We start from the raw sequence: 25,455 nt of genomic DNA, 5'->3' as shown, positions 1-25,455 counted from the left end.
CCCAACAATCTCTCAATGCACCGGCAGCGGCGGATGCGGGATCGCGGTCAGCAGCTCCTTGGTGTAGTCGTCCTGCGGATCGCTCAACACCCTCTCGGAAGTGCCCTCTTCCACGATTCGACCCGTCCGCATCACAATGACACGATCGCACAACAAGCGCACTACATTCAAATCATGCGAGACGAACAGATAGCTCATACCTAGCCGCGCCTTGAGATCCTGGAGCAGATTCAGAACGACGGCCTGCACCGAGACGTCCAGCGCCGCCGTGGGCTCGTCCAGGATGACCAGCTTGGGGTGCAGCGCGATCGCCCGGGCGATGCCGACGCGGGCCTTCTGGCCGCCGGAGAGCTGATGCGGGAAGCGATCCAGCAGATTGTGTGGCAGGCCGACCATGGTGGCCAGCTCTTCGCAGCGGGCGCGGAGCGCATCGCGCCTCTTGATGTCGCCCAGTCGCATGATCGGATCGGCGATGGCACGCGCGGCTGTGAAGCGCGGGTTGAGGCTGTCGGTCGGATCCTGGAACACCATCTGGATGCGGCTGCGCTGCGGCAGGCGGGCGAAGGCGGATGGCGCGATGCCGCCGATGTCTTCGCCGTCGAACTGGATCAGGCCGGAGGTCTGATCCAGGAGCCGCATCACCATCATCGACGTGGTCGATTTGCCGCAGCCGGATTCGCCGACGAGGCCAACGCTCTCGCCGTGGCCGATCGAGAAGCTGATTCCGTCGACGGCGCGGAATACATCCGGCTCCACCGGCGGCTTGCGGCCGAACAGTTTTCCGAGCGTGGCCGTGGCGCCCTGGCGGGGATATTCCTTGACCAGCTTGTCGATGATGAGGAGGGGTTGGTCCTTCTCCGTCGCCCCGCTTGTGCGCGTGTCGGCCTCTCCCCGCACGTGGGGAGAGGCAAAGGTCTCTTCCTCCGGCAACAGATCCCGCAAGGACACACCCAGACGCGGCGTCGCGCGCATCAGCTTCCTGGTGTAGGGGTGCTGCGGCATCGCGAAGATGTCGGCGGCCTTGGCGGTCTCGACGACGCGGCCCTTCTCCATCACCACGACGCGGTCGCAATAGGCCGCAGCTAAGCCGAGGTCGTGGGTGATCAGGATGGTCGACATTCCGCGCCGCCTGGTCAGTTCGACGATCAGGTCCATCACCGCCTTTTGCGTGGTGACGTCGAGGCCGGTGGTCGGCTCGTCCGCGATCAAGAGCTGCGGATTGCAGGCGAGCGCCAGCGCGATGACCACGCGCTGACACATGCCGCCCGAGAGCTCGAACGGATAGGCGTGATAGCGCTCGCGCGGGCGGGCGATCTTGACCTGCTCCAGCGCCTCGATCGCCTTCTCGCCGTGGTCGGCAACCTGAGCCTGCTGCACATGGGTGCGCAGGACGTCCTCGATCTGATCGCCGACCTTGCGGATCGGGTTCAGCGCCGCCCGCGGGTTCTGGAAGATCATCGAGACTTCGCGGCCGCGCAGATCGCGCATCTGGCCTTCGCTCGCGGCCTTGACGTCGATGCCGGAGAACATCACCGAGCCCTCGGCGATCCGCCCGGCACGGTCGAGGATGCGCATCACCGCATAGGACGTCACCGACTTGCCGGAGCCGGACTCGCCGACGATCGCGAGCGTCTCGCCCTTGGCGACGGAGATGTTGACGTGCTGCACGGCTTTGACGATGCCGCGTCGGGTGGTGAATTCGACGGTGAGGTCCTGGACGTCGAGCAGCGGTGGGGCGGTCATGCGGGCCTCCCATCGCTCACAAAGTCGAAAACAACCCCATGCACAGTAGAAGCGGCATTGGATTCATTGGAGAATTTTTGCCTGACGCCAGCGATCATCACGTCCTCCGCTGGGGATCGACGATGTCGCGCAGGCCGTCGCCGAGCAGGTTGAAGCAGAACACGGCGATCATCAGCGCGAGGCCGGGGAACAGCGCGATCCACCATTCGCCTGACACCATGAAGCCCGCGCCCTCGGCGACCATGATGCCCCATTCGGCGGTGGGTGGACGAACGCCGAGGCCGATGAAGGACAGGCCCGCGGCATTCAGAATCGCGTAGCCCATGGTCAGCGACATCTGCACGATCATGATCGGCATGATGTTCGGCAGAATGTGCACCAGGAGGATACGGAACTCGCCATTGCCTGACAGCCGCGCGGCCTGCACGAAGCCGGCGTTGCGGCGGACATTGGCCTCGGCGCGCGCGACGCGCGCGTAGAGCGGGAAATTCACGATCGCGGTGGCGAGGATGATGTTCTGCACGGTGTTGCCGAGCGCGGCGACGATGCCCATGGCGAGCACGAACAGCGGAAAGGCCATGATGGTATCGGCGATGCGGCCGACGATGCGATCGGTCCAGCCGCCGAAATAGCCGGCCGCGATGCCGGCGAGGCCGCCCATCAGGAACACCAGCACGACGGAGGCGACCGCGATGAAGGTATCTAGCCGCGTCGCCACCACGACGCGGCTGAAGATGTCGCGTCCGAGCTGGTCGGTGCCGAACCAATGCGCCGCCGACGGCGGCTTCAAAGCCGCTGCGGTGTCCGAGGCGAGCGGATCATAGGGCACTACATAGGGGCCGAAGATCGCGGCGATGAGGATCAGGATCAGCAGCGCGAAGGCAAAGCCGGTGACTTTGTTCTCGCCCAGCACGTAGCGGGTTTGTTCGAGGATCGCAGTGAACCCGGAGGTACGGGCAGGACTGGCGGGTTCAACGGCAGGCGCAACGGTACTCATTGAGACCCCCTACCCTTCCAACCGGACGCGCGGATCGATCACGCCGTACAAGATGTCGATCACGAGATTGAGCAGCACGTACATCACGGCCATCGTCAACACGAAGCCCTGCACCGGAGCGAAGTCCGAGGAGATCAGCGCTTCCACCGCGTAGGAGCCGATGCCGGGCCAGGCGAAGACTTTTTCCACCAGCACGTTGGCCCCGAGCAGGAACGAGAACACCATGCTCAGCGTGGTGATCACGGGCAACATGGCGTTGCGGAAGGCGTAGGTGACGATGACGGTCGTCGGCGACAGGCCGCTGGCGCGCGCGGTGCGGACGAATTCGGACGCCAGCACCGCCAGCATCGAGGCGCGCGTCATGCGCGCGATCGGCGCCAGCGAGAAGATCGCGAGCGTCGTCGCCGGCAGGATCAGCTGGCTGAGCGCCGAGCGAAAGGCCTCGACGTCGCGCGCGAGCAGCGTGTCGATCAGATAGAAGCCCGTCACCGTCGGCGGCGCGCTGTAGAACACGTCCAACCGGCCGAGCGGCGCGGGCGACCAGCCGAGCCGGAAATAAAAGACGTAGACCAGCACCAGGCCAGTGAAGAACACCGGCAGCGACACGCCGGCCGTGGTCGTGACGCGGCAGAGATGATCGATCCACGAGCCCGGCCGCGTGGCCGCGAGCACGCCGAGCGGAATGGCGATGACGATAGAGACGATGAGGCCGAGCAGGGTCAATTCGGCCGAGGCCGGCAGGCGGTTGCGGATCTCGGCCGCGACCGGCTGGCCTGTGGTGAGAGAGTTGCCGAAATCGCCATGAGCGAGGTCGTTGGTGTAGCGGAAGAACTGCTCGATCAGCGGCTTGTCGAGACCGAGTTTTTTCCGGATCTGCTCGACGGCTTCCTTGGTTGCAGCGGGGCCTGCGAAATACGCGGCGGGATCGCCCGGCAGCGCGCGCGTCAGCAGGAAGGTGACGATGACGACCCCGATCAGCGAGGGAACAGCGAACATCAGGCGCTTGCCGATCATGGTGAGCATGGCGTGCTCCGGCGGATAGTGCGCACGATGCTAGCCGCATGCTCCGCTGCGTTCCCTCCCCCCTTGTGGGGGAGGGCTAGGGAGGGGGGCGGCTCCGGGAGAGGTCGGAGTTCGTGGCTACCCCTCTCCCCAACCCTCCCCCACAAGGGGGGAGGGAGCCTGAAGAGCGTGCTCACCTCACTCACCCCTTCGCCATCGCGCGATAGTCGAGCCTGCGGTGGAACCAGTATTGATAGCCACTGATGTTCTTCTGCATCGCGACGTTGACGAAGGGCTGGTACAGCGGGATGCGCGGGATGTCGGTGTAGGCGAGATCGACGAAGCCTTTGACGTCCGCATCATAGGCCGCGGTGTCGCCGGCGGCGGCCGCGGTGCGCGCGCCGTCGATCAGTCTGTCCATCTCGGCGGACTTGTAGCTCATGGTGTTGAAGACGGAATTGTTGCCGTGATAGCACCAGTAGAAGAAGTATTCGGGGTAATCGAGCCAGCCCGAGAACACGTTGGTGAAGAGCGGCATCTCCTTCTTGTTCAACTCGGTGCGCCAGTTGGCGCCGGGCACCTTGTTGATGGTGGCCTTGATGCCGATTTGCGCGAGAGACTCCTGCACCAGCACGCAGAGCGGCTCGTTGACGCCGGCAAAGTTGAGATCGAACGAGATCGTGGTTTCGAAGCCACCGGCGTAACCGGCCTCCGCCATCAGCGCCTTCGCCTTCTCCATGTCGGTGTTGTACTTGTGCGGCTGCGGCCAGGCGACTTCGGTCGGCTTGTCCTGGGGCGCCCCGAACATCGGGTTGGCGAGCCCGAACATCACCGCGTCCATGATCTTCTGATAGGGCAGCGCATAGGCGACCGCCTGACGCACCTTCGGGTTATCGAACGGCGGCTTGGTGACGTTCATGCCGATATACTGGATGCCGTTGGAGAACGGCAGCGACACCACGTTGAGCTTGCCGTTGGCCTTCATCTCCTGAAAATCCTTGTTCGGAAGTTCGTAGGAGATGTCGGCGTCGCCGCGCTCGAGCAGCGCGCGGCGGTTGCCGGCCTGCGGCACCATGCGCCAGATCACGCGTTTGATCTTCGGCAGCGGACCGCAGACCCAGTCGTCATTGCGCTCCATGATCACTTCGGTCCCGGCGGTCCACTTCGTCACCTTGTAGGCGCCGGAGCCCGCCGTCTGCTGCTTGGTGAACTCGAGCCCCCAAGGGTCCTTCTCACTGGAGTTCTTCTTCACCAGTTCGGAGTTGACGATGCAGGGCACGATCACGGCGAGGTCGGGGATCGTCAGCCGATCCTTCTTCAGGAAGTCGACCCGGACGGTGTAGTCGTCGATCACGACGAACTGCTCCGGCTTGGTCAGCGAGCCCGCACTCATCTGGAAGGTCGGGAAACCGCCGACGCTGACCGCACGGTCGAGCGACCATTTCACGTCCTTGGCGGTGACGGGCGTGCCGTCGTGGAATTTGGCGTTCTTGCGCAGCTTGAAGGTGACCGACATGTCGTCGATCTTGAAATCCTCGGCGAGCTCGCCCTTGAACTTGTCACGATCGTAATAGGGCACGCCGCCGGGGCCGCTCTTCATCTCGTGGCTGATCAGGCGGTCGTAGCAATTCCAGGAAACCTCATAGCCCGGCACGTTGGTGCCGACGCCATGGATGTCGAGATTGTTGGGACCGCCTTCCGAGACGATCAGCAGTGTCTCCGAGCGCGCATCGGCATAGGCCGAGGAGATCACTTGCGGCACCGTCGGAAGCGCTGCGCCGGCGGCCAATCCGGACACGGACTTGAGAAAATCGCGACGCTTCATGAAATCGCTCCAACACAAACGTTTTTGGTTGGAACGGGGATCGCAAGGTTCGTGCCAAGGTTTATTGGAGACCTGAAGGCCGCATAAGCCTCTGATAAGCAACGAACATACGAGCATTTCCGATTACAGGGATGACCGCAATCAAACCTGAAAATTGCATACAAAGATGCGACATTGATCAAATATTAAGCAGACGCACTAGGGAGCCCGATTTATCGCCACCTCCTTCGGGCGCCTCATCCACGGGCTGGCCCTTGGAGAGGATCGGGGTCGTGCAACAAACTCCTCATTGCGAGCGTAGCGAAGCAATCCAGAGTCTCTCCGCTGAAGCAGCCTGGATTGCTTCGCTGGGCTCGCAATGACGGCTGGCGCTGTCACTCCGCCCAGATCAGATCCTGCAATTCCACGAGATCGCCGGCCTTGTCCTGCCAGCCCTCGATGCAGATGTGGCTGTTGAGATCGCTGGCATGGTGCAGCAGCATCAAGGCCATCAGGCGCCGCTTCAGCGCGAAATCGGGCTTCGCGTAGCCGAACCCTTCCAGCAGGCTGCGCACCCTCCCCGGCCAGCCCGCGGCCATGAAGGCGCTCGGGCCCAGCAGATCGTAATCGCGCCAGCCGGCGCGGACGTCGCCGAAGTCGAACAGGCCGGCGAGCGACCATTGATCGTCGTGACAGGCGAGCAGGAAGTTTTCCGGAATGTATTCGCCGATCAGGATCACCGGCGGCGCGTCCATCGGGATCACCGTCGCGGCATCGCGCAAGAGGTCATCGAGGCCTTCGAGGAATTTCGGTGCAAGGCCTAGTCGGGTGTGCCGTGCCTTGCAGCCTTGCATCTGCGCGCGCATGAACGCATCCCAGCGCGGCTCGATCTCTGCGAGCGGCCCGAGCGGCGCGCGCTGCACGGCGGCGATGGTCTCGCCGATCTGGCGCAGCACGCGATCCTTCTCGGCCTCCGGCAATGAAGGCCAGACCTCCGAACCGAGCGTGCCTGTGAGGCGCGTGATGACGAGATAGGGCCAGCCGTCGCGCTCCCCCTCCGCGATGATCTCGGGGATCGGCAGATGCAGCCGGCCAGCAAGCTGCTTCAAGGAGCCGCGCTCCGAGACAAATTGCGCGCGCAGCAGCGGCGGGAAGATTTTCAGGATCAGATGATCGCCGAGCCCGACCACGAGATTGGTGCCGGTCGAGAACACATGAGACGAAGCGACGTCGAGGCCGTGGCTGCGCGCGATGTCGAGGGCGATCGGGAGCCATTGCTGGGGCTGGGAACGCCAGGCGCGAAAGGCCTTGGGGTCGGCGAAAGTCGGCAATGAAGCGGTAGTCATCGCTGCAAACCAAGCAAACGGTGCACCTCTCCCGCTTGCGGGAGAGGTCGGCGCAACGCGCCGGGTGAGGGCTTTCTCCTCTGGGGGGCTCTCGCGAGTGGAGACACCCTCTCCCCAACCCTCCCCCGCACGCGGGGGAGGGAGCGCACCGTGCTCGCGGCCACAGCTACGCTCATTCGTAACATTACCGGTCCGGGCTCGCGCGCTCGAACTGGCGCAGCAGCTTGTTGCCGCGTTCGACCGCGGCATCGAGCGCGGCTTGGGCGCTCTTGTGGCCGGCAAAGGCCTGCTCGAGCTCATCCTCGATCGCGCCGCGGATCAGCACGAAGGAGCCGAGCCGGATGCCTTTCGAGTTCTCGGTCGGCGGATGCAGCGTGATCTCCTCGAACGAGATCGAAAAGCCGGGATTGCGATCGTAGAAGCCTTGCGCGCGCGTCAGCTCGAAGGCGGCGCGGGTCACCGGCAGATATCCGGTGTTCTGGTGCCAGGCGGCCTGCACGCCGGGCTGCGACAGATAGGCGAAGAAGCGCGCCACACCCTTGTATTCCTCGCGCGGCCTGTCGCGCAGCACCCACAGCGTGGCGCCACCGATAATGGAGTTCTGCGGCGCGCCCGCAATTTCGGGCCAATACGGCAGCATGCCGTAGCCGACCTCGAATTTCGAATTCGCCTTGATGTCGGCGCGCGTCGCCGAGGAGCCGATGAAGATGCCGCATTCGCCGTTCTGGAAGCGCGGCTCGGCCGCCTGCCCGCGCCCGCTATAGTCGAACAGTTTCGTCTTTTGCCATTCGGCGAGCTGGGCGACGTGCTTGACGAGGACCGGATTGTTGATGGTCAGTTCGGCATCGAGGCCGGCAAAACCGTTGGCGCGCGTGGCCAGCGGCAGATTGTGAAACGCCGAAAAATTCTCGACATGGATCCAGGACGGCCAGGACGTGGTGAAGCCGCAGACCGCGCCGCGTTCGCGCAGGCGTTTTGCCGCGGCGCCGAGCTCGGGCCAGGTCTTCGGCGGCGCCTCGGCATCGAGGCCGGCGTCGCGGAACATGGTCTTGTTGTAATAGAGGATCGGCGTCGACGAGTTGAACGGAAACGACAACAGATTGCCTGATGCGTCGGTGTAATAGCCGGAGACCGCCGGAAGGTAATCGTTGAGCGAGAACGGCTCACCCATGTCGCGCATCATGCTGTGGACCGGATAGATCGCACCCTTCGCCGCGGTCATGGTGGCGGTGGCGACCTCGTTGACCTGAACGATGGCGGGCTGGCTGCGCGAGCGGAAGGCGAAGATCGCAGCCGTCACCGTCTCGGTGTAGTTGCCCTTGTAAGCAGGTACGATCCGGTAGTCGGACTGGGAGGCGTTGAAGTTGGAAGCGAGCTTTTCGAGTTGCTTGCCGAGCTCGCCCGACATCGCGTGCCACCAGGCGATGTCCGTGGTCGCGCGCGCCTCACAGCTCAAGGCGACGGCCAAAGTGGCGGCGGCGACCTGCAAAAGGCGCAAACGTGAAATCACAATGGCTCTTCCCGGATCACGCGGTAAAAGGCGACCGCACCCTGCTTAAGGCGCGCCACTTCCGGTTTCAACCAGGAATGAAGGCCGGCCGCGCCGCACAATCGCGCCACGGGCGGACCGGGATGGCCTTCCCTTTACCATTTGCTGGAGCCCCGTTCCGACCGGAACGGGGCTCCAGATTCTCAGTTTGACGCGTTTTCTTTACGCGAACCGGTATCCACTTCGCTTGAAAACGCTTTAGATTGCATTGAACCTTTTGGTCCCGCCATAGACTCCATCACCGAGGGGTTGAGTGTGCCAGTGCTGAACCGTGCCGAACTCTCGCGGACCGGGGTGATCTTCGTCGCGCTTCTGCTCGCGATCTGCGCGACGAGCGCAGTCGCGCGCGAATTCCGCGCCGCCGACACCCAGACCGAGGACTACCCGACCGTCCAGGCGCTGCGCTACATGGGCGCGCTGATCGCCGAGCGCACCAAGGGCCGCCACGAGATCAAGGTATTTCACTCCCGCCAGCTCGGCGAGGAGAAGGAGACGATCGAACAGACCCGCGCCGGCGCGATCGACCTCAACCGGACCAACGTTGCCCTGATCGGCAACTTCGTCCCGGCGATGAATGTGCTCGCCATGCCGTTTCTGTTCCGATCCATCGAGCACATGCAGAAGGTGCTGGACGGACCTGTTGGCCAGGAGATTCTCGACAGCTTCGAGCCCTACGGCTTCGTCGGGCTCTGCTTCTACGATTCCGGCGCGCGCTCGATCTACAATGCCGTACGCCCCGTGAAGAGCCTTGCCGACCTCAAGGGATTGCGGATCCGGGTGCAGCAATCGGAGTTGATGAGCGAGATGATCCGCGCGCTCGGCGCCGAGCCGGTCGAACTGCCCTATGGGCAGGTGCTGACAGGGCTCGCGACCCATCTGATCGACGGCGCGGAAAACAACTGGCCCTCCTTCGTGACCACGGACCATTACAAATATGCCGGCTATTACACCCTGACCGAGCACACGATGAGCCCGGAGGTGCTGGTGATCTCGCTCAAGGCCTGGCGCAGCCTGTCGGCCGAGGACCAGACCATCTTCAGGGAGGCCGCGCTGCGCTCCAGCCGGTTCATGCGCGAGAAATGGCGCGACCTCGAAGAGCAGTCGCAGCACAAGGCGGAGGCCGCCGGCATCACCGTGACCAGAGATATCGACCGCAAGCCGTTCGAAGACGCCATGGCGCCTGTTTACGCCAAGGCGGCGCAGGACCCCGCTGCGGCGGCGCTGATCGAACGCATTCGCAAGGTGGAGTGACGCTGCTTTGATCGCGCCCGGCACCAGCGAGATCGCGGAACGGCCACCCGGCCCAATCGGGCGGCTCCGCGCGCGCCTTGTCGGCCTGCTGCGGGCTGTGCCGATCCGCTGGCGCATCCTGTCGATCGCGGCGCTGAACTCCGCCGTGGTGATCGTGCTGGTGGCGATGATCTGGAACGGCGCGCAGGTGCTGGGCTCGGCCTGGGACGACGTCCGCCAGGTGCGCGAATCCGACCGTATCCTGGCGCTGCTCGAAAGCGAGACCGGACGGCTCCAGAACCTGATCCACCGCTACATCAACCAGCCGAGCCCGGACCTGTTCGCCGAGATCCTGCTGCTGCGCGAGGCCGTGCTGGGCACGCTGACCGACCGCGCCGCCAAGGACCCGATGCTGTCTGGGTCGGTCGAGGAGCTGGAGCGCACCACCGACCGCTTCCTCAACGGCTTCGGCGAGCTGCGCACCGTGCAGGCCACCATCGCCAAGACCTACGAGGAGCAGGTGCAGGGCCCGGCCAGGGACATGGCAGGCCTCTATTCGATCATCGAGGGCGCCACCGGCCATCGCGACGCGCTGATCTGGCCCTCGCTCGGCAAGTCGCGCGAGGCCTTCACCGCGATGCTGGTCGCGGCCAATTCCTATTACCTGTCGCTGTCGCCTGGTGCGGCCGACGATGCACGCCGCAACACCGAGACGATCGAGAAGACCATTCCCGTGATGATCGATCTCGCCGACAACGATCTCCAGAAGATGGCGCTGCAAAAGCTCGGCGCCCGTACCGCCGCGTTGCGCGAAGGCTTTGCCAAGCTCAGCGAGCAGCTCACCAACCGCACCGAACTCTTGCGCAACACCATCGACGCCAGCCAGGCCGAGGCGATCGGGGCGATCGACGACCTCTCGACCAAGATGCGCCAGCGCGAGCAGAAGGCGCAGGAGACCTTCGACCGCACGCTGGCGGACATCTCTCGCCGCGTGCTGTCGATCGCGGTGATCTTTCTCGGCATCATCCTCTCCGCCGGCGTACTGATCGCACTCTCGATCCGGCTGCCGTTGCAGCAGATCATGACGGCGATGCGCGCGATCACGCTCGGCGATCTCGGTCGCGAGGTGCAGGGCACCGGGGCGCGCGACGAGGTCGGGGCCATGGCGCGCGCGGTGGAAGTGTTCCGCGAGAATGCGATCGCCAAGCGCAAGACCGAGGACGAGCTGCGCGCATCCAAGGAAAAGGCCGAGAGCGCGCTGCTCGAGCTCAACACCGCGCAGCAGAACCTGATCGACGCCGAGCGGCTCGCGGCGCTCGGCGGCCTCGTCGCGGGCGTCGCGCATGAGGTCAACAACCCGATCGGCATCAGCCTGACGGTGGCCTCGAGTCTTGCGAGGCGCAGCGAGATCTTCGAGGCCCAGCTCAGGGGCGAGGGCGGCTTGCGCCGCTCGCAGCTGGAGGAGTTCGTGCAGTCCTCGCGCGACGCCTCGCAGCAGCTGGTCGCCAACCTGCAACGCGCCGGCGAGCTGATCCAGTCGTTCAAGCAGGTCGCGGTCGACCGCTCCCATGCCGAGCGGCGGCAATTCTCGCTCGGCGAAGCCACCGACCAGATCATCGCGAGCCTCCGGCCGGTGCTGAAGCGTTCGCCGATCACGCTGCAAGTCGACGTGCCCGAGGGGCTCCTGCTGGACGGCTATCCCGGCTCCTATGGCCAGATCCTGACCAATCTCTTCCTCAACGCCGCCAATCACGCCTTTGCCGACGGCCGGGCCGGCACCATCACGATCTCGGCCCGGCCGCGCGGCACCGACGATATCGAGATCATTTTCGCCGACGACGGGGCCGGCATGACCCCCGACGTGCAACGGCAGGCCTTTGACCCATTCTTTACCACCAGGCGCAATGAAGGTGGGACGGGACTGGGCTTGCATATCGTCTATAACCTTGTCACCCAGCAGCTCGGCGGGCGGATGATGCTGGAATCCAAGCTGGGACAAGGCACGACTTTCCGGATTATCATGCCGCGGATCGCCAAGGGCGGCGCGCAAAGCACTGAAAGCGACGGGACTTCTCAATGGCCGAACAGGACGATGTCCTCCACCTGATCGACGACACCGGTACCGCGTCGGAGGATCTGGACGCCCGGAAATGGAAGATCGCCGTCATCGACGACGATCCGGCCGTGCATGACGGCACCCGCTTCGCGCTGTCCGACTACAACCTCAACGGCCTTGGCCTCGAAATCCTCTCGGCCCATTCCGCGGCGGAAGGTCGCAAGCTGATGGCCGAGCACAACGACATCGCCGCGGTGCTGCTCGACGTCATCATGGAGACCGACGTCGCCGGCCTCGAGCTGGTCGAATACATCCGCAACGTGCTCAAGAACGAGACGGTGCGCATCATCCTGCGCACCGGCCAGCCCGGCCAGGCGCCGGAGCGGCGCGTCATCGTCCAGTACGACATCAACGACTACAAGGCCAAGACCGAGCTGACCGCCGACAAGCTGTTCACCTCGCTGACCGCGGCGCTGCGCTCCTACCAGCAGCTCGAGCGCATGGTGCAGACGCGGCGCGGGCTCGAGATCATCATCGATGCGGCCTCGACGCTGTACGACTTCAAGTCGATGCAGCGGCTCGCCGAGGGCGTGCTGACCCAGCTCGCCTCGCTGCTCAATGTCGACTGCGCCGGCATCCTGGTGCTGCGCGACAATGGCGGCATGGACGCCGAGCTCTCGGTGCTCGCCGGCAGCGGCTGCTACAGCCGCTTCATCGGCACGACCTCGTCGAAGGCGCTCGACCCCGACCTGCGGGCGATGGTGGAAGCCGCCTTCCAGGGCCGCAAGAATGAATTCGCCGACCATCGCAGCGTGATCTATTTGCGCACCGGCTCCGGCCGCGAGGTCGTGGTGCTGCTGCAGTCCGAGCGCGATCTGTCCGAGACCGACCGCTCGCTGGTCGAGATCTTCTCCTCCAGGCTCTCGATCGCGTTCGACAACGTGATCCTCTACCAGCAGCTCCAGGAGGCAAACACCCAGCTGGAAGACCGCGTCGCCCAGCGCACCCGCGCGCTGATGCAGGCCAACCGGCGCCTCTCGGCGCAATGGCTGCGGTTGCAGCGCGCCAACGGCTTCAAGAACGAGATCCTCGGCACCGTCGCGCACGATCTGAAGAACCCGCTCGGCGTCATCCTCGGCCGCACCGAGATGCTGAAGGAGCTGATCTCGACCGGCGCCTCCTCGTCAGGCGTGGTCGCCCAGGTCGATCATATCAGAGACGCCACCAAGCGCCTGACCACGATGGTCGATCATCTGATCTCGGATGCGATGGCGGATGCCTTCGACATCACCATCCGCCGCGAGCCGGTCGACGTCGCGACGCTCGTGAAAGAGGTTGCCGAGGCCAACCAGCCGCTCGCGGTCAACAAGCAGCAGACGATCAGCGTCAGCGCGCCGGCCAACATCGTCACGATGTGCGACACCGACCGGATCCGCGAGGCGATCGACAATCTCATCAGCAACGCCATCAAATATTCTCCGATCGGCGGCAAGATCTTCGTCGCCGTCAGCCATGATGACGGCGACACCACCGTCCGCGTCAGCGACGAGGGCGCCGGCCTGTCGCCGGAAGATCTCGGCCGCCTGTTCGGCCGATTCCAGCGGCTGTCAGCCAAGCCGACCGCGGGCGAGAGCTCGACGGGGCTTGGGCTCTCCATCGTCAAGCGTATTATCGACATGCATGGCGGCGAGGTGACGGCCGAGAGCGAAGGTCCCGGCAAGGGATCGACCTTCACCATCACCCTGCCCGCGACCGATATGCCGTGATTCAAGTCCTGAGATCTGAGTGACATGACCCAAAGCCAGCACATCATGATCGTCGACGACGAGGCCCCGGCCCGGGAGATGGTCGGCGATTACCTCAAGATGCACGGTTTCACCGTGACGCTGTGCGACGGCGGCAAGAGTCTGCGCGCCGCGATCGACGGCGGCATGCCCGACCTCGTCGTGCTCGACCTCAACATGCCCGAGGAAGACGGCCTCTCGATCATCCGCGACCTCAAGAGCCGCACCAACGTTCCCGTCATCATGCTGACGGCGACCGCGAGCCCGATCGACCGCGTCGTCGGCCTCGAGCTCGGCGCCGACGATTACGTGGCAAAGCCCTGCGAGCTGCGCGAGCTGATGGCGCGCATCCGCTCCGTCTTACGGCGGAGCGTGCCGGCGAAGACCGCAAGTACTGACGCAGCGCCGGCGAAATCGGACAAGGACCAGCAACTGGTACGGTTCGGGACGAAGTGGCTCGACCTCGAAGCCCAGGCGCTGCGCGACGACGAGGGCAACGAGCATCCGCTGACGGCGTCCGAGTTCGGGCTGCTGAAAGTGTTCGCGGCCAATCCGAAGCGGGTGCTGTCGCGCGAGCGCCTCTTGGAATTGGCCAATGCGCGCGACGCCGAGGCGTTCGACCGCGCCGTCGACCTGCGCATCATGCGCATCCGCCGCAAAATCGAGCCCGACCCGACCAAGCCCGCCGTGATCCGCACCATCCGCGGCGGCGGCTATCTGTTCTCGCCGCAGGGCGAGAAGGCGTAGGGACAGTAGGGGCCATAGGGTGGCCCGGCCAAACGCAAGTCCCGGAAATTGGTTCCTCCCAGTCCAAATCCGCAGGACCGCATTTTCCGCACTTTGAAATTCCACGCTTTTTTGGCCCGAATGTTTCGTCGCGGCGTGGCCGACGAAACAATTTAGCGGCGCACGAAACCATTTTCCGCTTTTCGTGCAGACGTCCCGAAACGTTGGCTCATTAACACTTCGGTCCAAGGAAACGCCGCTCGGTTGCGGCGCACCGGGGAGCCAAGTCAATGCGGAACGTCATCGCCATCAACGCCCAGGCCAGTCAGAGCATCATTGCCGCTCAGGCGACTTCGGACGACATGCTTCTGGAAAGCATTGCCGACGGCAACCGGACGTCCATGCACATCCTCTATTGCCGGCACAATGTGCGGGTCTACCGTTTCATCCTGCGCATCGTGCGCGATGCCACCACCGCGGAAGATCTGGTCAGCCAGGTGTTTCTGGACGTGTGGCGGACCGCCGGCCAATTCCAGGGCCGCTCGCAGGTGTCGACCTGGCTGCTCTCGATCGCCCGCTTCAAGGCGCTGACCGCGATGCGCCAGCGCCGGTTCGAGGACATCGACCAGGAAGACGTGCGCCAGATTCCTGATAGCTGCGACACGCCCGAGACCTCGCTCGACCGCAGCGACACCAGCGCCATCCTGCGCGCCTGCGTCGCAAAACTGTCGCCCGCGCATCGGGAGATCATCACCCTCGTCTACTACCATGAGAAGTCGGTGGAGGAGGTCGGACAGATCATCGGCATCCCCCAGAGCACGGTGAAGACGCGGATGTTCTACGCCCGCAAGCAGCTGGCCGGTCTGCTTAAGGGTTGCGGGGTCGACCGGTTCGCCGCGTGAAGTCAACGATTTCAAGGGGATAGGGCCGGATTTCCGGCCCCATCCCGGGACACGAAAGCGTTACCGCCGACGAAACAAATGAAACAAAGCACAACATCAGGCGGAAAAACTTCGTCCCTATAAAGCTCACATACGGTTTTGCTTAAACCTCCCAAGGACCTCCAACGACCCGGACGGGATGCCCCCCTCCGGGTCGTTCTGTATGTGGGCGCCCGTCACGAGCGCGTGACGGCGCGTAACGACGGGTGCGTCGGGCGCGAACTGCCCTCGTGACCTCCATCACGAGTGCCCCATGCTCGAGCTTTTCTTCGCCATCCTCGCCGGCATCCTCACCATCGCCGCGCCCTGCACGCTGCCGATGCTGCCGATCCTGCTCGGCGCCTCGATCGGTCGGACGTCGCAGCTACGGCCGGCGATGATCGCGCTCGGCTTCGTCGTCTCGTTCTCATCGGTGGCGCTGCTGCTCGGCGCGCTGACGCAGGCATTCGATATCGATCCGAACGTGCTGCGCGAGGCCGCCGCGATCCTGCTGCTCGGCTTCGGCCTGTTGATGCTGTGGCCGGCGCCGTTCGAATGGCTTTCGATCCGGCTCAATGGCTGGCTCAATCTCGGCAACGCCGGCGGCGCGCAACGCGAGGGCGCGCTCGGCGGCCTCGTGCTCGGCACCACGCTCGGCCTGGTCTGGACGCCCTGCGCCGGCCCCGTGCTCGGCTCGATCCTGACGCTGGTCGCGACGTCGAAGAATCTGGCCTGGGCCGGCACGCTGCTGATCGCCTACGCGATCGGTGCTGCGATCCCGATGCTGGCGATCGCCTATGGCGGTCAGGCCGCGACCACGCGCGTGCGCAGCCTGGCGCGGATCTCGCCGCTGATACAGCAGGGTTTTGGCGTGGTCGTGATCGCCTTCGCGCTCGCCGCCTATTTCCAATACGACACGCTGATCGTGGCGTGGCTCACCTCGATCTATCCCATCGGCCAGATCGGCCTGTGATGGCTTCACCTCAACGGAGAACACGACCATGACTTTCAAACTGCTCACTGTTGCCGCCGCGCTGATCGGCGTCTCTGTCACCGGCGCTGTCATCCCCGGCCTCTGCGACGAGGCGATTCAAGCTGCGCCGGTCAAGGTCGCGGCCGCGAGCGAGGCGGCGACCGCGCCCGATTTCGCCGGCATCAGCAACTGGTTCAACTCGAAGCCGCTTCATATGGCCGACCTCCGCGGCAAGGTCGTGCTGGTCGACTTCTGGACCTATGGCTGCGTCAACTGTGTCAACACGCTGCCGCACGTCACCGACCTCTATGCCAAGTACAAGGACAAGGGCCTCGTCGTGGTCGGCGTGCACACGCCGGAATTCCCGTTCGAGCGGTCAGCCTCCAACGTGCAGGCCGCGCTGAAGCGCCACGGCATCACCTATCCGGTGGCGCAGGACAACGAGTCCAGGACCTGGAACGCCTACCGCAACCAATATTGGCCGGCGCAATACATCATCGACCAGAGCGGCAAGATCGTGTTCCAGCACGAAGGCGAAGGCCGCTATGACGAGATCGACCGCACCGTGGCCAAGCTGCTGAACGCCAGTAGCTGATTGCGAGTCAGCGGCATTGCGTTGCTGCTTGACTCCACGGACCCGTCCGTGGAGGTTCGCGAGCGACGAAATCAGCCGCCCGCAATGGACGACGCGACCGCCAGCAACGACATCCGCCTTCGCGAAGGCTCCTCGATCGCGCAGCGGCTGGTCGTGGCCGGCTCGGCGGCGGCCGTGGCGTTGTGCTTTACTCCGGGCCTGTTCACGCACGATGCGCTCGAGATCATCATCTCGGTGGTCGCACTGCTGGCGGGCGCGGCGTTTGTCGGCGTGATCATGCTGACACCGGCCGTGGTGTGGATCATCACGCCGGAGCAGATCCTGATCGGACGACAGCGTCCGTTTGGCAAGCTGCAGACCCGGGTCGTCACGAAGGATGACATCGCTGGATTACAGGTTCCCGGCAGCAAGACCGCCAAAGCCCGCTTCCAGCTGGCCTTCACGCTGGCTTCGGGCGAACGCCTGATCTCCCCGCCGCTCGCCGACGTCACCCATGTGCATGACACCGTGGCGAGGATCGCAACGCAATTCGACGTCCCCAATGTCGAGGCGCCCGTCAACCCGCTTGATGCCAGCAATCCCGAGATGCGTCTCGGCGACCCCATCGAGCCTTTTTCCCAGAGGGACATAAGGATTGCGGCGCTGATCGTCGTCGCGCTGAGTGTCGCACCTTACGCCTACAGGCTCTGGCGCGGCCTGCAGCCCCAGTGGATCGACTATATGCTGCTGCCGCTTGGGGCGATCGCGGCGTTCGGCGTCTACCGATTTGCCAATCTCCTCACCGGCGCCTTCTGGATTGTCCGCGAGGCCGATATCCGCATCGAACGCCTCTGGGGCAATGGGCAGCCGCGCACGGACCAGATCGAAGGACATGACGTCAAAGCGATCACGATCGAGCGTCGCGGCCGCTCCGAGGACGAGCATTGCATCGTCGTGATCCGGCTGCTTTCAGGACGACGGTTTCGCAGCCCGCGCATCGGCTCCCGCGCGGAGGCCCGCGCCGTGGGCGCCGAGATCGTGCGGCGGCTCGGGATCGGGCCGGAGGCGAACCAGATCTAAGGCCCCCTGTTGCCATGGGCTCGCTCTGCGCCTCTCCCCGCTTGCGGGAGAGGTCGACACGCCCCGGCCGATGCTAAGCATCGTCCCGCGCGGGGCGGGTGAGGGTTCTTTCCTCTGGGGGAGTATCCCAATGCGGAGACACCCTCTCCCCAACCCTCCCCCACAAACGGGGGAGGGAGCGCATCGAGCCAAGCTCACTGCTTTTCGCGCCATCCCTCATTCATGGCATTGCGCCGCGTCGTCAAAAAACCAAAGCATTCTCGTGACATACTCGCTGGGCACGCCTTGAACTTGCCACGAAGCTGCCCCTGAGTTCAGATGGTTCGGATTGATTTGCGCTGTGGCAGCGGGGGAGAGCCTGAAATGACCGATGTTCGTCGCCTGACCGGGGCGTTTGTCGCTGCGATCGGCCTGATCCTGTCCTCGCCCCAAGCCTTCGCCCAGCAGCCCGACCGCGGCGATGAGCCCGGCCTGATCGCCGACGACAGCTACCAGCTCGATCCGGAATGGCAGAAGCAGGTCGTGTACTACCGCACCACCGAGGCGCCGGGCACGATCATCATCTCGACATCGGAGCGTCACCTCTATCTGGTCCAGCCCGGCGGGCGCGCGATCCGCTACGGCATCGGCGTCGGCCGCGACGGCTTCCAATGGCAGGGGCTGGTGCAGATCACCAACAAGAAGGAGTGGCCGGACTGGACGCCGCCGCCGGAGATGATCCAGCGCCAGCCCTATCTGCCGCGCTTCATGGCCGGCGGCCCCGGCAATCCGCTGGGCGCGCGCGCCATGTATCTGGGCACCACGGTCTACCGCATCCACGGCACCAACCGTCCTGATACGATCGGCACCAAGGTGTCCTCGGGCTGCTTCCGTCTGGTCAACAACGACGTCGCCGATCTCTATGATCGCGTGCCTGTCGGGACCAAGGTAGTCATCCGGCAGAAGCCCGAACTCTGACGGCCATGCTTCGGAGCATGGTCCTCCCGACCATGCTCTCCCGCCTTCGCCAAAATTCCTTTTCCCGATTTTTCGAGAGAGCAACATGATGCGCACATTTCGAGGCGGCCTGCTGATCGGGCTCGCGGTCGCCGTGCTGGTCGCTGCCTTGGCCATCACCTACGAATTCTACGACACCCGCACCTTGAAGCGCACCGTGCGCCGCGGCGAAGTGCTGTGCGGCGTCAACAAGGGCCTGCCGGGCTTCTCCATCCCCGACGACAAGGGCAACTGGACCGGCTTTGACGTCGACTTCTGCCGCGCGGTGGCGTCGGCGATCTTCGACGATCCGAACAAGGCCAAATTCGTTCCGCTCGACGCCAGCGAGCGCTTCAAGGAATTGCAGAGCCGGAAAGTCGACATCCTCTCGCGCAACTCGACCTGGAGCATGGCGCGCGAGCTCGACTACGACCTCTATTTCCCTGCCGTCGCCTATTACGACGGCGAAGGCTTCATGGTGCCGCGGTCGCGCAACAAGGAGACCTCGCTCGATCTCGCCGACAGCAAGGTCTGCGTGCAATCAGGCACCACCACGCAGCTCAGCCTCGCCGACTACTTCAAAGCCAACAACATGAAGTATGAGCTGGTGAAGTTCGACAAGCTGGAAGACGTCGTGAAGGCCTACGACACCGGCAAGTGCGACACGCTGACCGCCGACGTCTCCCAGCTTTACGCGCTGCGGCTGAACCTGTCGAAGCCCGGCGACCACATGATCCTGCCCGACATGATCTCCAAGGAGCCGCTCGCTCCCGTCGTGCGCCAGCGCGACGACGACTGGATGATGATCGTGAAGTGGACACTCTACGCAATGATCAACGCGGAAGAGCTCGGGGTCACCTCCCAGAATATCGACGAAGCCCTCAAGTCGAAGAAACCCGAGGTGATGCGCCTGGTCGGCACCGAAGGCAATTACGGCGAGCAGCTCGGCCTCACCAAGGACTGGGCGGTGCGCATCATCCGCCATGTCGGCAATTACGGCGAGATGTACGAGCGCAACATCGGCGAGAAGTCGCAGCTGAAGATCCCGCGCGGCATGAACCAGCTGTGGAACGCGGGCGGCGTGCAATATGCGCCGCCGATGAGGTAGGGCAGCTCTCTCCACTCGTCATTGCGAGCGAAGCGAAGCAATCCAGAATCCCTCCGTGGTGACAGTCTGGATTGCTTCGTCGCAAGAGCTCCTCGCAATGATGAGATTGGGGCGTGCACTTTCCACCCACTCAATTGTCATCGCCCGGCTTGACCGGGCGATCCAGTAATCCGAGAAGTCAATCGTATGCGGAGGGGCTGCGGCGTACTGGATCGCCCGCCTCCGCGGGCGATGACAACGTATGTGCCGGTACGACTCAATACCCCCGCGCGCGCGCGAGCTGCTCGGTGTGGTAATTGGCATCGCCGAACAGCTCCTCGCACACCCGCGCCCGCTTCATGAAGAAGCCGATGTCGAACTGGTCGGTCATGCCCATGCCGCCGTGCATCTGCACGCCTTCCTGCACCGCGCGGGTGGCGGTGGTGCCGGCGCGGGCCTTGGCGACCGCAACGCTTGATGCGGCCTTGGCGACGTCCGCATCCAGCGCCTGCAGCGCCTTGATGGTGGCGGCGCGGGTGATCTCGATGTCGATGTAGAGCTCGGCGGCGCGGTGCTGCAGCGCCTGGAATTCGCCGATCAGCTTGCCGAACTGCTTTCGGCTCTTGAGATACTCGACGGTACGGCCAAACACCTCGTCGCTGAGCCCCACCATCTCGGCGGCGACCGCGCCGCGACCGATGTCGAGCACGCCGTCGAGCAGCGAAGCGCCCTGATCGACCTCGCCGAGCACGCTGTCGGCGGTGACTTCGACATTGGAAAGCTCGAGCCGCGCGGCATTGTGCGCATCGACCATGATGGTGCGCTCGATCGCGACACCCTTCGCCGCAGGGTTCACCAGGAACAGTGTCAAGCCATCACGCTCGCCGGCCGAACCGGCCGTGCGCGCGGCCACAATGAGGAGGTCGGCGACGTGGCCGTCGACCACCAGCGCCTTGGCGCCGGAAAGCTTGAAGCCGTTGCCGGCGCGCACGGCCTGAAGGTTGGTCTGGAGCGGGCGATGCTTGGCGCCTTCGTCGATCGCAAGCGTCGCCAGCAGCGAGCCGCTTGCGATCTTCGGCAGATATTCCGACTTCTGCGCGGCATTGCCGCCGCGGTTCAAGGCGGAGGCCGCGACCACGGAGGTGGCGAGGAAGGGCGATGGCATCAAGGTGCGGCCGATCTCCTCCATCACGACACCGGCTTCCATGAAGCCGAGGCCCGAGCCGCCAAACTCCTCCGGCACCAGGAGGCCGGCAAAGCCCATCTCGGCAAAGGAATGCCACAGCTCCTTGGAGAAGCCGGTGGGATCCTTGGAGTCGCGCAAGGACCGCAGGTGCGACACAGGCGCCTTGTCGCTGATCAGACCGCGCGCCGAGTCGCGGAGCATTGATTGTTCTTCGGTGAGGACGAGGGCCATGGGTGTGTTTTCCGATCAACGTTCTATTTGTAGCTCGTCATTCCGGGATGGCCCGAAGGGCCAGACCCGGAATCCATTTCGCCGCAGAGAATGCCGCCTGATGGATTCCGGGCTCGCGCTCCGCGCGCCCTGGAATGACGGGTGGTGAGTGCGTGCCTTACGCTCCCGGCAGATCCAGGATGCGCTTGGCGACGATGCCGAGCATGACCTCGGACGTGCCGCCCTCGATCGAGTTCGCCTTGGTGCGCAGCCAGGCGCGCGGACGGGCGCCCTGCCTGGAGCGTTCGCTCTCCCATTCCAGCGCGTCGACGCCGCCGGCCGACATCAGGATCTCGTAGCGGCGCTTGTTGAGCTCGGTGCCGTAATATTTCATCGCCGACGAAAACGCCGGATGCGCCTGCCCCGCTTTGGCGAGATCGACCGCGCGCTCGGCGCAGGCGGCAAGCGCAGCTTCATCGACGTCGAACGTCGCGATCCGGCCGCGCAGCATGGAATCATCGAGCCTGCCTTGCGCGTCCGTGCCGACGGAATCCGCCGCGATCTGGCCGAGCGGGCGGCCGACGCCGCGCTCGCCCATCCCCGAGATCATCGCACGCTCGTGCTGCAGCAGATATTTTGCGACGTCCCAGCCACGATTGACGGTGCCGACCACATGCGATTTCGGCACGCGGACGCCGTCGAAGAAGGTCTCGCAGAACGGCGAATAGCCCGAGATCAACAGGATCGGCTTGGTGGTGACGCCCTTCGAAGTCATGTCGAACAGGATGAAGCTGATGCCGTCGTGCTTCTTGGCCGTGGGATCGGTGCGGACCAGGCAGAAGATCCAGTCGGCGTAGTTGGCGTAGGACGTCCAGATCTTCGATCCGGTGATGACGAAGTCGTCGCCGTCGCTCTCGGCGCGGGTCTGCAGCGAAGCGAGGTCGGAGCCGGCGTTCGGCTCGGAATAGCCCTGGCACCAGCGGATTTCGCCCGCCGCGATCTTCGGCAGATGCTCCTTCTTCTGCGCCTCGTTGCCGTATTTCAGCAACGCCGGCCCGAGCATCCAGATGCCGAAGCTCGACAGCGGCGGACGCGCGCCCATCTTCGCCATTTCACTGCGCAGCACCTTGTGCTCGGCAGCGCTGAGGCCTCCGCCGCCATACTCCTTCGGCCAGTCCGGCACGGTCCAGCCCTTGTCGCGCATGCGCTCGAACCAGATGCGTTGCGGCTCGGACGAGAACTTTGCGTTGCGTCCGCCCCAGAACACGTCGGCATCCGAGGTCGCGGGCTTGCGCATCTCCGGCGGGCAATTGGCTTCCAGCCAGGCTCGCGTTTCGTTACGGAATTGCTCGAGCTCGGCGCTCTCGATCTCACTGGCTTGGGAGTCAGGCATGGGTCGTTTCCATCAATCACATCAGACTTGTTGGCGGCGACTCTGGGCCAAGCCCTCGCGGAATTCAACCACTTCCGCACTCCGTCATGGGTTATAGTCGCTACACGACGGTGCTTGAAAACAAAGAGGAAACGCGAATGCGCCTGAAACTTCTTTCGCCTGGCGAAATGAGCGAGAGCCAGCGGCAGACCTATGACGAATCGATTGCCGGCAAACGCGGCAAGCCGCCGGCGCCGATGATGGCCTGGCTCAACAGCCCCGACATGGCCCGTCACGCCACGCGGCTCGGCGAGGTGCTGCGCTACGACACGATCTTCCCGGCAAAGCTGTCGGAGATCGCGATCCTGGTGACGGCGCGGCACTGGACCGCGCATTACGAATGGTATGCGCATAAACGGCTCGCGCTCGCCGGCGGCATGGCCCCCGAAATCATCGATGCGATCCGCGACCGCCGCACGCCTGCGTTCGACGATCCCAAGGCCAAGATGATCTACGACCTCGCGAAGTCGCTGCACGAGGGCCGCGGGGTCGAGAAGGGACTCTACGACGAGGCGGTGAAACTGCTCAGCGAGCGCGGCGTGGTCGAGGTGATCGGACTGTGCGGCTATTACACGATGGTCTCGATGACGCTGAACACATTCGAGTTCGGGCTGCCGGAGGGCGAAGCGCCGGAGCTGTCATAGTTTCATATCCGGAAACGATGGGTTTCGGGATGAGCCGGTGGCGGCATTCCGAAGCGCGCCTTATGTGGGGTTGATCAACGGAGCCACATCATGTCGCAAACATCAGCCATTGCCGCCGGCACCCGCATCGGCCACGTCCATCTCAAGGTCGCCGACCTCGATCGCGCGCTCGGCTTCTACTGCGGCGTGCTCGGCTTCGAGCTGATGCAGCGCATGGGCTCGGGCGCGGCCTTCATCTCGGCCGGCGGCTATCATCACCACATCGGGCTCAACACCTGGGAGAGCAAGGGCGGCTCGCCACCACCGCCGGGCACCACCGGACTGTTTCACACCGCGATCCTCTATCCGACACGGGCGGCTCTGGCGGATGCGCTGCACCGCGTCCTCTCGGCCGGCATTGCGCTTGACGGTGCCAGCGACCACGGCGTGAGCGAGGCGCTGTATTTGCGCGATCCTGATCAGAACGGCGTGGAGCTGTATTGGGACAAGCCGCGAGAGCAATGGCCGTTCGGGCCGGATGGGAAGCTCGCGATGTTCACCAAGCGGCTGGATGTGGAGGGGTTGTTGAAGCAGCGCGAGGCGTGAGCCCCGCTCTCTCCTCGTCATTGCGAGGAGCCCTTGCGACGAAGCCATCCAGGATCCCTGCGCGGAAAGATTCTGGATTGCTTCGCTGCGCTCGCAATGACGGTGTGTGTGGAGGCGGCGTCGCGTCTTTGCGCAGCTGCCGTAGGGTGGGCAAAGCGACTTGTCCGCCGTAGCTCGAAGAGCGAAGGCGGAAGCGTGCCCACCGATCTCGCGATATAGATATAGGTCGTGGGCACGGCGCTGTGCGCCTTCGCCCACCCTACGAGAGTTTTGCTCTTGACTTGCCCCGCATCATGATCAGCGCCGCAGCTGTCACTTCCAGAGCGATGCAGAGATAGAACGGCAGCGAATAGCCGCCGGACCAATCGCGCAAGAAGCCGACGACGCCGGGGCCGAACGCATAGGTGACCTGGTTGATCGCGGTGTTCAGGCTGATCAGCACGCCGAACGAGGCCGAATCGAACTCCTGCTGCACGATCAGCGACGGCAGCGTGATGAGATTGCCGACGGAGAAGCCGAACACGGCGCAGGCCGCGATCAACACGTAGTCATTGTGCAGATTGATCACGACGCAGAGCGCAGCCGCCTGGCTCAGGAACGACAGCGCTGACGCGAGCCGCTGGTTGAGGCGATCGATCACCAGCGAGAACAGCACGCGGCCGACCACCGCCATCGCGGTGAGCACCGCGACCGCGACCGCCGCGCGCTCGCGTCCGATCACGGGATCGAGGAACGAGATCAGGTGCACGATGAAGCCGACCTGCGCGAACAGCACCAGCGCGAACGCGATCGTGACGGTGAGGAAGCCGATATCGCGCAGCGCGCGCTTGCGAACCTCCGTGGAGGATTGCGGCTTTGCTTTCGCGACACCACGCCAGCCGTGAAGATCGGGCGGCCGGCCGACCACGAGCAGGATCACCGGCACGAGCAGCACCAGCATGGCGCCGGCGGCGGTATACATCGCGTTGGCGAAACCGATGTGGCTGATCAGGCTCACCAGCAGCGGCACGCCGACGATGCCGCCGAAGCTGGCACCGTTGAGCGCCAGGCTGATCGCCATGCCGCGCTTGCGGTCGAACCAGAGGCTGATGGTGTTGGTGATCATGGCAAGGCTTGTGCCGGCCCAGCCGAAGGCGAGCACCGCGTCGGCGAGATAAAGCTGCCAGGGTTCGCGCACCGCGCCGATCGCGACGCTCGCTGCCGCCATCGCCAGCGTGCCGGCGATCAGGCCGAGGCGCGCACCGTATCTCTGGACGGCCTCGCCGACGAACACGACGAGCAGCGCGCCGAACAGGTAGAAGAACGTGGTGCCTGCGGAGATCAGCGAGGCCGACCAGCCATGCGCACGCTGGAGCTCGGCGACATAGACGCTCTGGCCGTAGAAGCCGAGCCCCCAGCCGAACGTCGCGAGCAGGAAGCAGACGGCGACGATGCGCCAGCCTTGATAGCGGAGCGAGGATTCGTCGACCGGCGGAATCTGTGGATTGTCAAGCATACTAACCACTCCGTCATGCCCGGGCTTGTCCCGGACATCCTCGTCGATCTGCGCGTT

At 64.4% G+C, this 25,455-nt stretch carries 21 protein-coding genes; 12 read left to right on the top strand and 9 right to left on the bottom strand.

Annotation, left to right across the window (positions count from 1 at the left end; genetic code table 11):
* Positions 1-12: 12 nt before the first annotated feature.
* The 6 genes from IF809_RS04640 to ugpB all read right to left on the bottom strand — a co-directional run bounded on the left by IF809_RS04640 (position 13) and on the right by ugpB (position 8,381).
* Positions 13-1,743: a dipeptide ABC transporter ATP-binding protein gene (locus IF809_RS04640; protein WP_462836952.1), complete on the bottom strand. Its 1,731-nt coding sequence runs from the start codon at positions 1,741-1,743 to the stop codon at positions 13-15.
* 97 nt (positions 1,744-1,840) lie between these two features.
* Complete coding sequence (locus IF809_RS04635; protein ID WP_128968926.1) at positions 1,841-2,740, bottom strand: ABC transporter permease; 900 nt, start codon at positions 2,738-2,740, stop codon at positions 1,841-1,843.
* A 9-nt stretch (positions 2,741-2,749) separates the two neighbouring features.
* The gene (locus IF809_RS04630) at positions 2,750-3,763 is read right to left on the bottom strand and encodes an ABC transporter permease (RefSeq protein ID WP_462836951.1); all 1,014 of its coding nucleotides are present in this window, start codon (positions 3,761-3,763) and stop codon (positions 2,750-2,752) included.
* A gap of 181 nt (positions 3,764-3,944) precedes the next feature.
* Positions 3,945-5,567 carry an ABC transporter substrate-binding protein gene (locus tag IF809_RS04625; protein ID WP_128968928.1) on the bottom strand — a complete coding sequence of 541 codons (1,623 nt, stop codon included), beginning with the start codon at positions 5,565-5,567 and terminating at the stop codon, positions 3,945-3,947.
* 374 nt (positions 5,568-5,941) lie between these two features.
* A complete protein-coding gene (locus IF809_RS04620) occupies positions 5,942-6,892 on the bottom strand; it encodes an aminoglycoside phosphotransferase family protein (RefSeq protein ID WP_128969517.1) in 951 nt (316 codons plus the stop codon).
* A 184-nt stretch (positions 6,893-7,076) separates the two neighbouring features.
* Positions 7,077-8,381, bottom strand: coding sequence for a sn-glycerol-3-phosphate ABC transporter substrate-binding protein UgpB (ugpB, locus tag IF809_RS04615; RefSeq protein WP_462837013.1), 1,305 nt, complete (start codon positions 8,379-8,381; stop codon positions 7,077-7,079).
* Positions 8,382-8,696: 315 nt separating this feature from the next.
* Here ugpB and IF809_RS04610 point away from each other — a divergent pair, with 315 nt between their 5' ends.
* From IF809_RS04610 to IF809_RS04565, 10 genes are all read left to right on the top strand, one after another.
* The gene (locus IF809_RS04610) at positions 8,697-9,692 is read left to right on the top strand and encodes a TRAP transporter substrate-binding protein (RefSeq protein ID WP_462836950.1); all 996 of its coding nucleotides are present in this window, start codon (positions 8,697-8,699) and stop codon (positions 9,690-9,692) included.
* Positions 9,693-9,747: 55 nt separating this feature from the next.
* The gene (locus tag IF809_RS04605) at positions 9,748-11,778 is read left to right on the top strand and encodes a sensor histidine kinase (protein WP_164939077.1); all 2,031 of its coding nucleotides are present in this window, start codon (positions 9,748-9,750) and stop codon (positions 11,776-11,778) included.
* The gene (locus IF809_RS04600; protein WP_128968931.1) at positions 11,748-13,493 is read left to right on the top strand and encodes an ATP-binding response regulator; all 1,746 of its coding nucleotides are present in this window, start codon (positions 11,748-11,750) and stop codon (positions 13,491-13,493) included. The genes IF809_RS04605 and IF809_RS04600 overlap by 31 nt, the downstream gene beginning before the upstream one ends.
* Positions 13,494-13,517: 24 nt before the next feature.
* A complete protein-coding gene (locus IF809_RS04595) occupies positions 13,518-14,258 on the top strand; it encodes a response regulator (protein ID WP_128968932.1) in 741 nt (246 codons plus the stop codon).
* 269 nt (positions 14,259-14,527) lie between these two features.
* Complete coding sequence (locus IF809_RS04590; RefSeq protein WP_128968933.1) at positions 14,528-15,139, top strand: sigma-70 family RNA polymerase sigma factor; 612 nt, start codon at positions 14,528-14,530, stop codon at positions 15,137-15,139.
* A 292-nt stretch (positions 15,140-15,431) separates the two neighbouring features.
* Positions 15,432-16,130, top strand: coding sequence for a cytochrome c biogenesis CcdA family protein (locus IF809_RS04585; RefSeq protein ID WP_128968934.1), 699 nt, complete (start codon positions 15,432-15,434; stop codon positions 16,128-16,130).
* A gap of 28 nt (positions 16,131-16,158) precedes the next feature.
* Positions 16,159-16,725, top strand: coding sequence for a thioredoxin family protein (locus tag IF809_RS04580; RefSeq protein ID WP_462836949.1), 567 nt, complete (start codon positions 16,159-16,161; stop codon positions 16,723-16,725).
* A gap of 84 nt (positions 16,726-16,809) precedes the next feature.
* Positions 16,810-17,784: a hypothetical protein gene (locus tag IF809_RS04575; protein WP_164938945.1), complete on the top strand. Its 975-nt coding sequence runs from the start codon at positions 16,810-16,812 to the stop codon at positions 17,782-17,784.
* 363 nt (positions 17,785-18,147) lie between these two features.
* Positions 18,148-18,741 (top strand): L,D-transpeptidase, encoded by a 594-nt coding sequence (locus IF809_RS04570; protein ID WP_128968937.1) that lies wholly within the window; start codon positions 18,148-18,150, stop codon positions 18,739-18,741.
* 88 nt (positions 18,742-18,829) lie between these two features.
* Positions 18,830-19,867 carry an amino acid ABC transporter substrate-binding protein gene (locus IF809_RS04565; protein ID WP_462837012.1) on the top strand — a complete coding sequence of 346 codons (1,038 nt, stop codon included), beginning with the start codon at positions 18,830-18,832 and terminating at the stop codon, positions 19,865-19,867.
* Between the two features lie 256 nt (positions 19,868-20,123).
* Here IF809_RS04565 and IF809_RS04560 read toward each other — a convergent pair whose 3' ends face one another.
* The gene (locus IF809_RS04560; protein WP_128968938.1) at positions 20,124-21,263 is read right to left on the bottom strand and encodes an acyl-CoA dehydrogenase family protein; all 1,140 of its coding nucleotides are present in this window, start codon (positions 21,261-21,263) and stop codon (positions 20,124-20,126) included.
* A 157-nt stretch (positions 21,264-21,420) separates the two neighbouring features.
* The gene (locus IF809_RS04555; RefSeq protein ID WP_128968939.1) at positions 21,421-22,635 is read right to left on the bottom strand and encodes an acyl-CoA dehydrogenase family protein; all 1,215 of its coding nucleotides are present in this window, start codon (positions 22,633-22,635) and stop codon (positions 21,421-21,423) included.
* A 137-nt stretch (positions 22,636-22,772) separates the two neighbouring features.
* On the opposite strand from IF809_RS04555, the gene IF809_RS04550 reads away from it, so the two are divergent.
* Both IF809_RS04550 and IF809_RS04545 read left to right on the top strand, forming a co-directional pair.
* Entirely contained in the window at positions 22,773-23,318 is a 546-nt protein-coding gene (locus IF809_RS04550; RefSeq protein ID WP_128968940.1) for a carboxymuconolactone decarboxylase family protein, read from the top strand.
* A gap of 90 nt (positions 23,319-23,408) precedes the next feature.
* Positions 23,409-23,903: a VOC family protein gene (locus IF809_RS04545; protein WP_128968941.1), complete on the top strand. Its 495-nt coding sequence runs from the start codon at positions 23,409-23,411 to the stop codon at positions 23,901-23,903.
* A gap of 259 nt (positions 23,904-24,162) precedes the next feature.
* Here the strand turns inward: IF809_RS04545 and IF809_RS04540 are convergent, their stop codons facing one another.
* The gene (locus tag IF809_RS04540; RefSeq protein WP_462836948.1) at positions 24,163-25,398 is read right to left on the bottom strand and encodes an MFS transporter; all 1,236 of its coding nucleotides are present in this window, start codon (positions 25,396-25,398) and stop codon (positions 24,163-24,165) included.
* Positions 25,399-25,455 lie beyond the last annotated feature (57 nt).

This window comes from Bradyrhizobium sp. UFLA06-24 (assembly GCF_054967145.1).
The sequence above is the reverse complement of the archived record's forward strand: the minus strand, read 5'-3'. Positions and strand labels throughout refer to the sequence as shown.

Bases quoted from the DNA above. Each gene is read 5' to 3' on its own strand.
- IF809_RS04575 (WP_164938945.1), top strand. From the start codon at position 16,810: ATGGACGACGCGACCGCCAGCAACGACATCCGCCTTCGCGAAGGCTCC.
- IF809_RS04595 (WP_128968932.1), top strand. From the start codon at position 13,518: ATGACCCAAAGCCAGCACATCATGATCGTCGACGACGAGGCCCCGGCC.
- IF809_RS04630 (WP_462836951.1), bottom strand. From the start codon at position 3,763: ATGCTCACCATGATCGGCAAGCGCCTGATGTTCGCTGTTCCCTCGCTG.
- IF809_RS04540 (WP_462836948.1), bottom strand. From the start codon at position 25,398: ATGCTTGACAATCCACAGATTCCGCCGGTCGACGAATCCTCGCTCCGC.
- IF809_RS04585 (WP_128968934.1), top strand. From the start codon at position 15,432: ATGCTCGAGCTTTTCTTCGCCATCCTCGCCGGCATCCTCACCATCGCC.
- IF809_RS04620 (WP_128969517.1), bottom strand. From the start codon at position 6,892: ATGACTACCGCTTCATTGCCGACTTTCGCCGACCCCAAGGCCTTTCGC.
- IF809_RS04550 (WP_128968940.1), top strand. From the start codon at position 22,773: ATGCGCCTGAAACTTCTTTCGCCTGGCGAAATGAGCGAGAGCCAGCGG.
- IF809_RS04545 (WP_128968941.1), top strand. From the start codon at position 23,409: ATGTCGCAAACATCAGCCATTGCCGCCGGCACCCGCATCGGCCACGTC.
- IF809_RS04625 (WP_128968928.1), bottom strand. From the start codon at position 5,567: ATGAAGCGTCGCGATTTTCTCAAGTCCGTGTCCGGATTGGCCGCCGGC.
- IF809_RS04555 (WP_128968939.1), bottom strand. From the start codon at position 22,635: ATGCCTGACTCCCAAGCCAGTGAGATCGAGAGCGCCGAGCTCGAGCAA.
- IF809_RS04600 (WP_128968931.1), top strand. From the start codon at position 11,748: ATGGCCGAACAGGACGATGTCCTCCACCTGATCGACGACACCGGTACC.
- IF809_RS04640 (WP_462836952.1), bottom strand. From the start codon at position 1,743: ATGACCGCCCCACCGCTGCTCGACGTCCAGGACCTCACCGTCGAATTC.
- IF809_RS04570 (WP_128968937.1), top strand. From the start codon at position 18,148: ATGACCGATGTTCGTCGCCTGACCGGGGCGTTTGTCGCTGCGATCGGC.
- IF809_RS04635 (WP_128968926.1), bottom strand. From the start codon at position 2,740: ATGAGTACCGTTGCGCCTGCCGTTGAACCCGCCAGTCCTGCCCGTACC.
- IF809_RS04590 (WP_128968933.1), top strand. From the start codon at position 14,528: ATGCGGAACGTCATCGCCATCAACGCCCAGGCCAGTCAGAGCATCATT.
- IF809_RS04565 (WP_462837012.1), top strand. From the start codon at position 18,830: ATGCGCACATTTCGAGGCGGCCTGCTGATCGGGCTCGCGGTCGCCGTG.
- IF809_RS04560 (WP_128968938.1), bottom strand. From the start codon at position 21,263: ATGGCCCTCGTCCTCACCGAAGAACAATCAATGCTCCGCGACTCGGCG.
- IF809_RS04580 (WP_462836949.1), top strand. From the start codon at position 16,159: ATGACTTTCAAACTGCTCACTGTTGCCGCCGCGCTGATCGGCGTCTCT.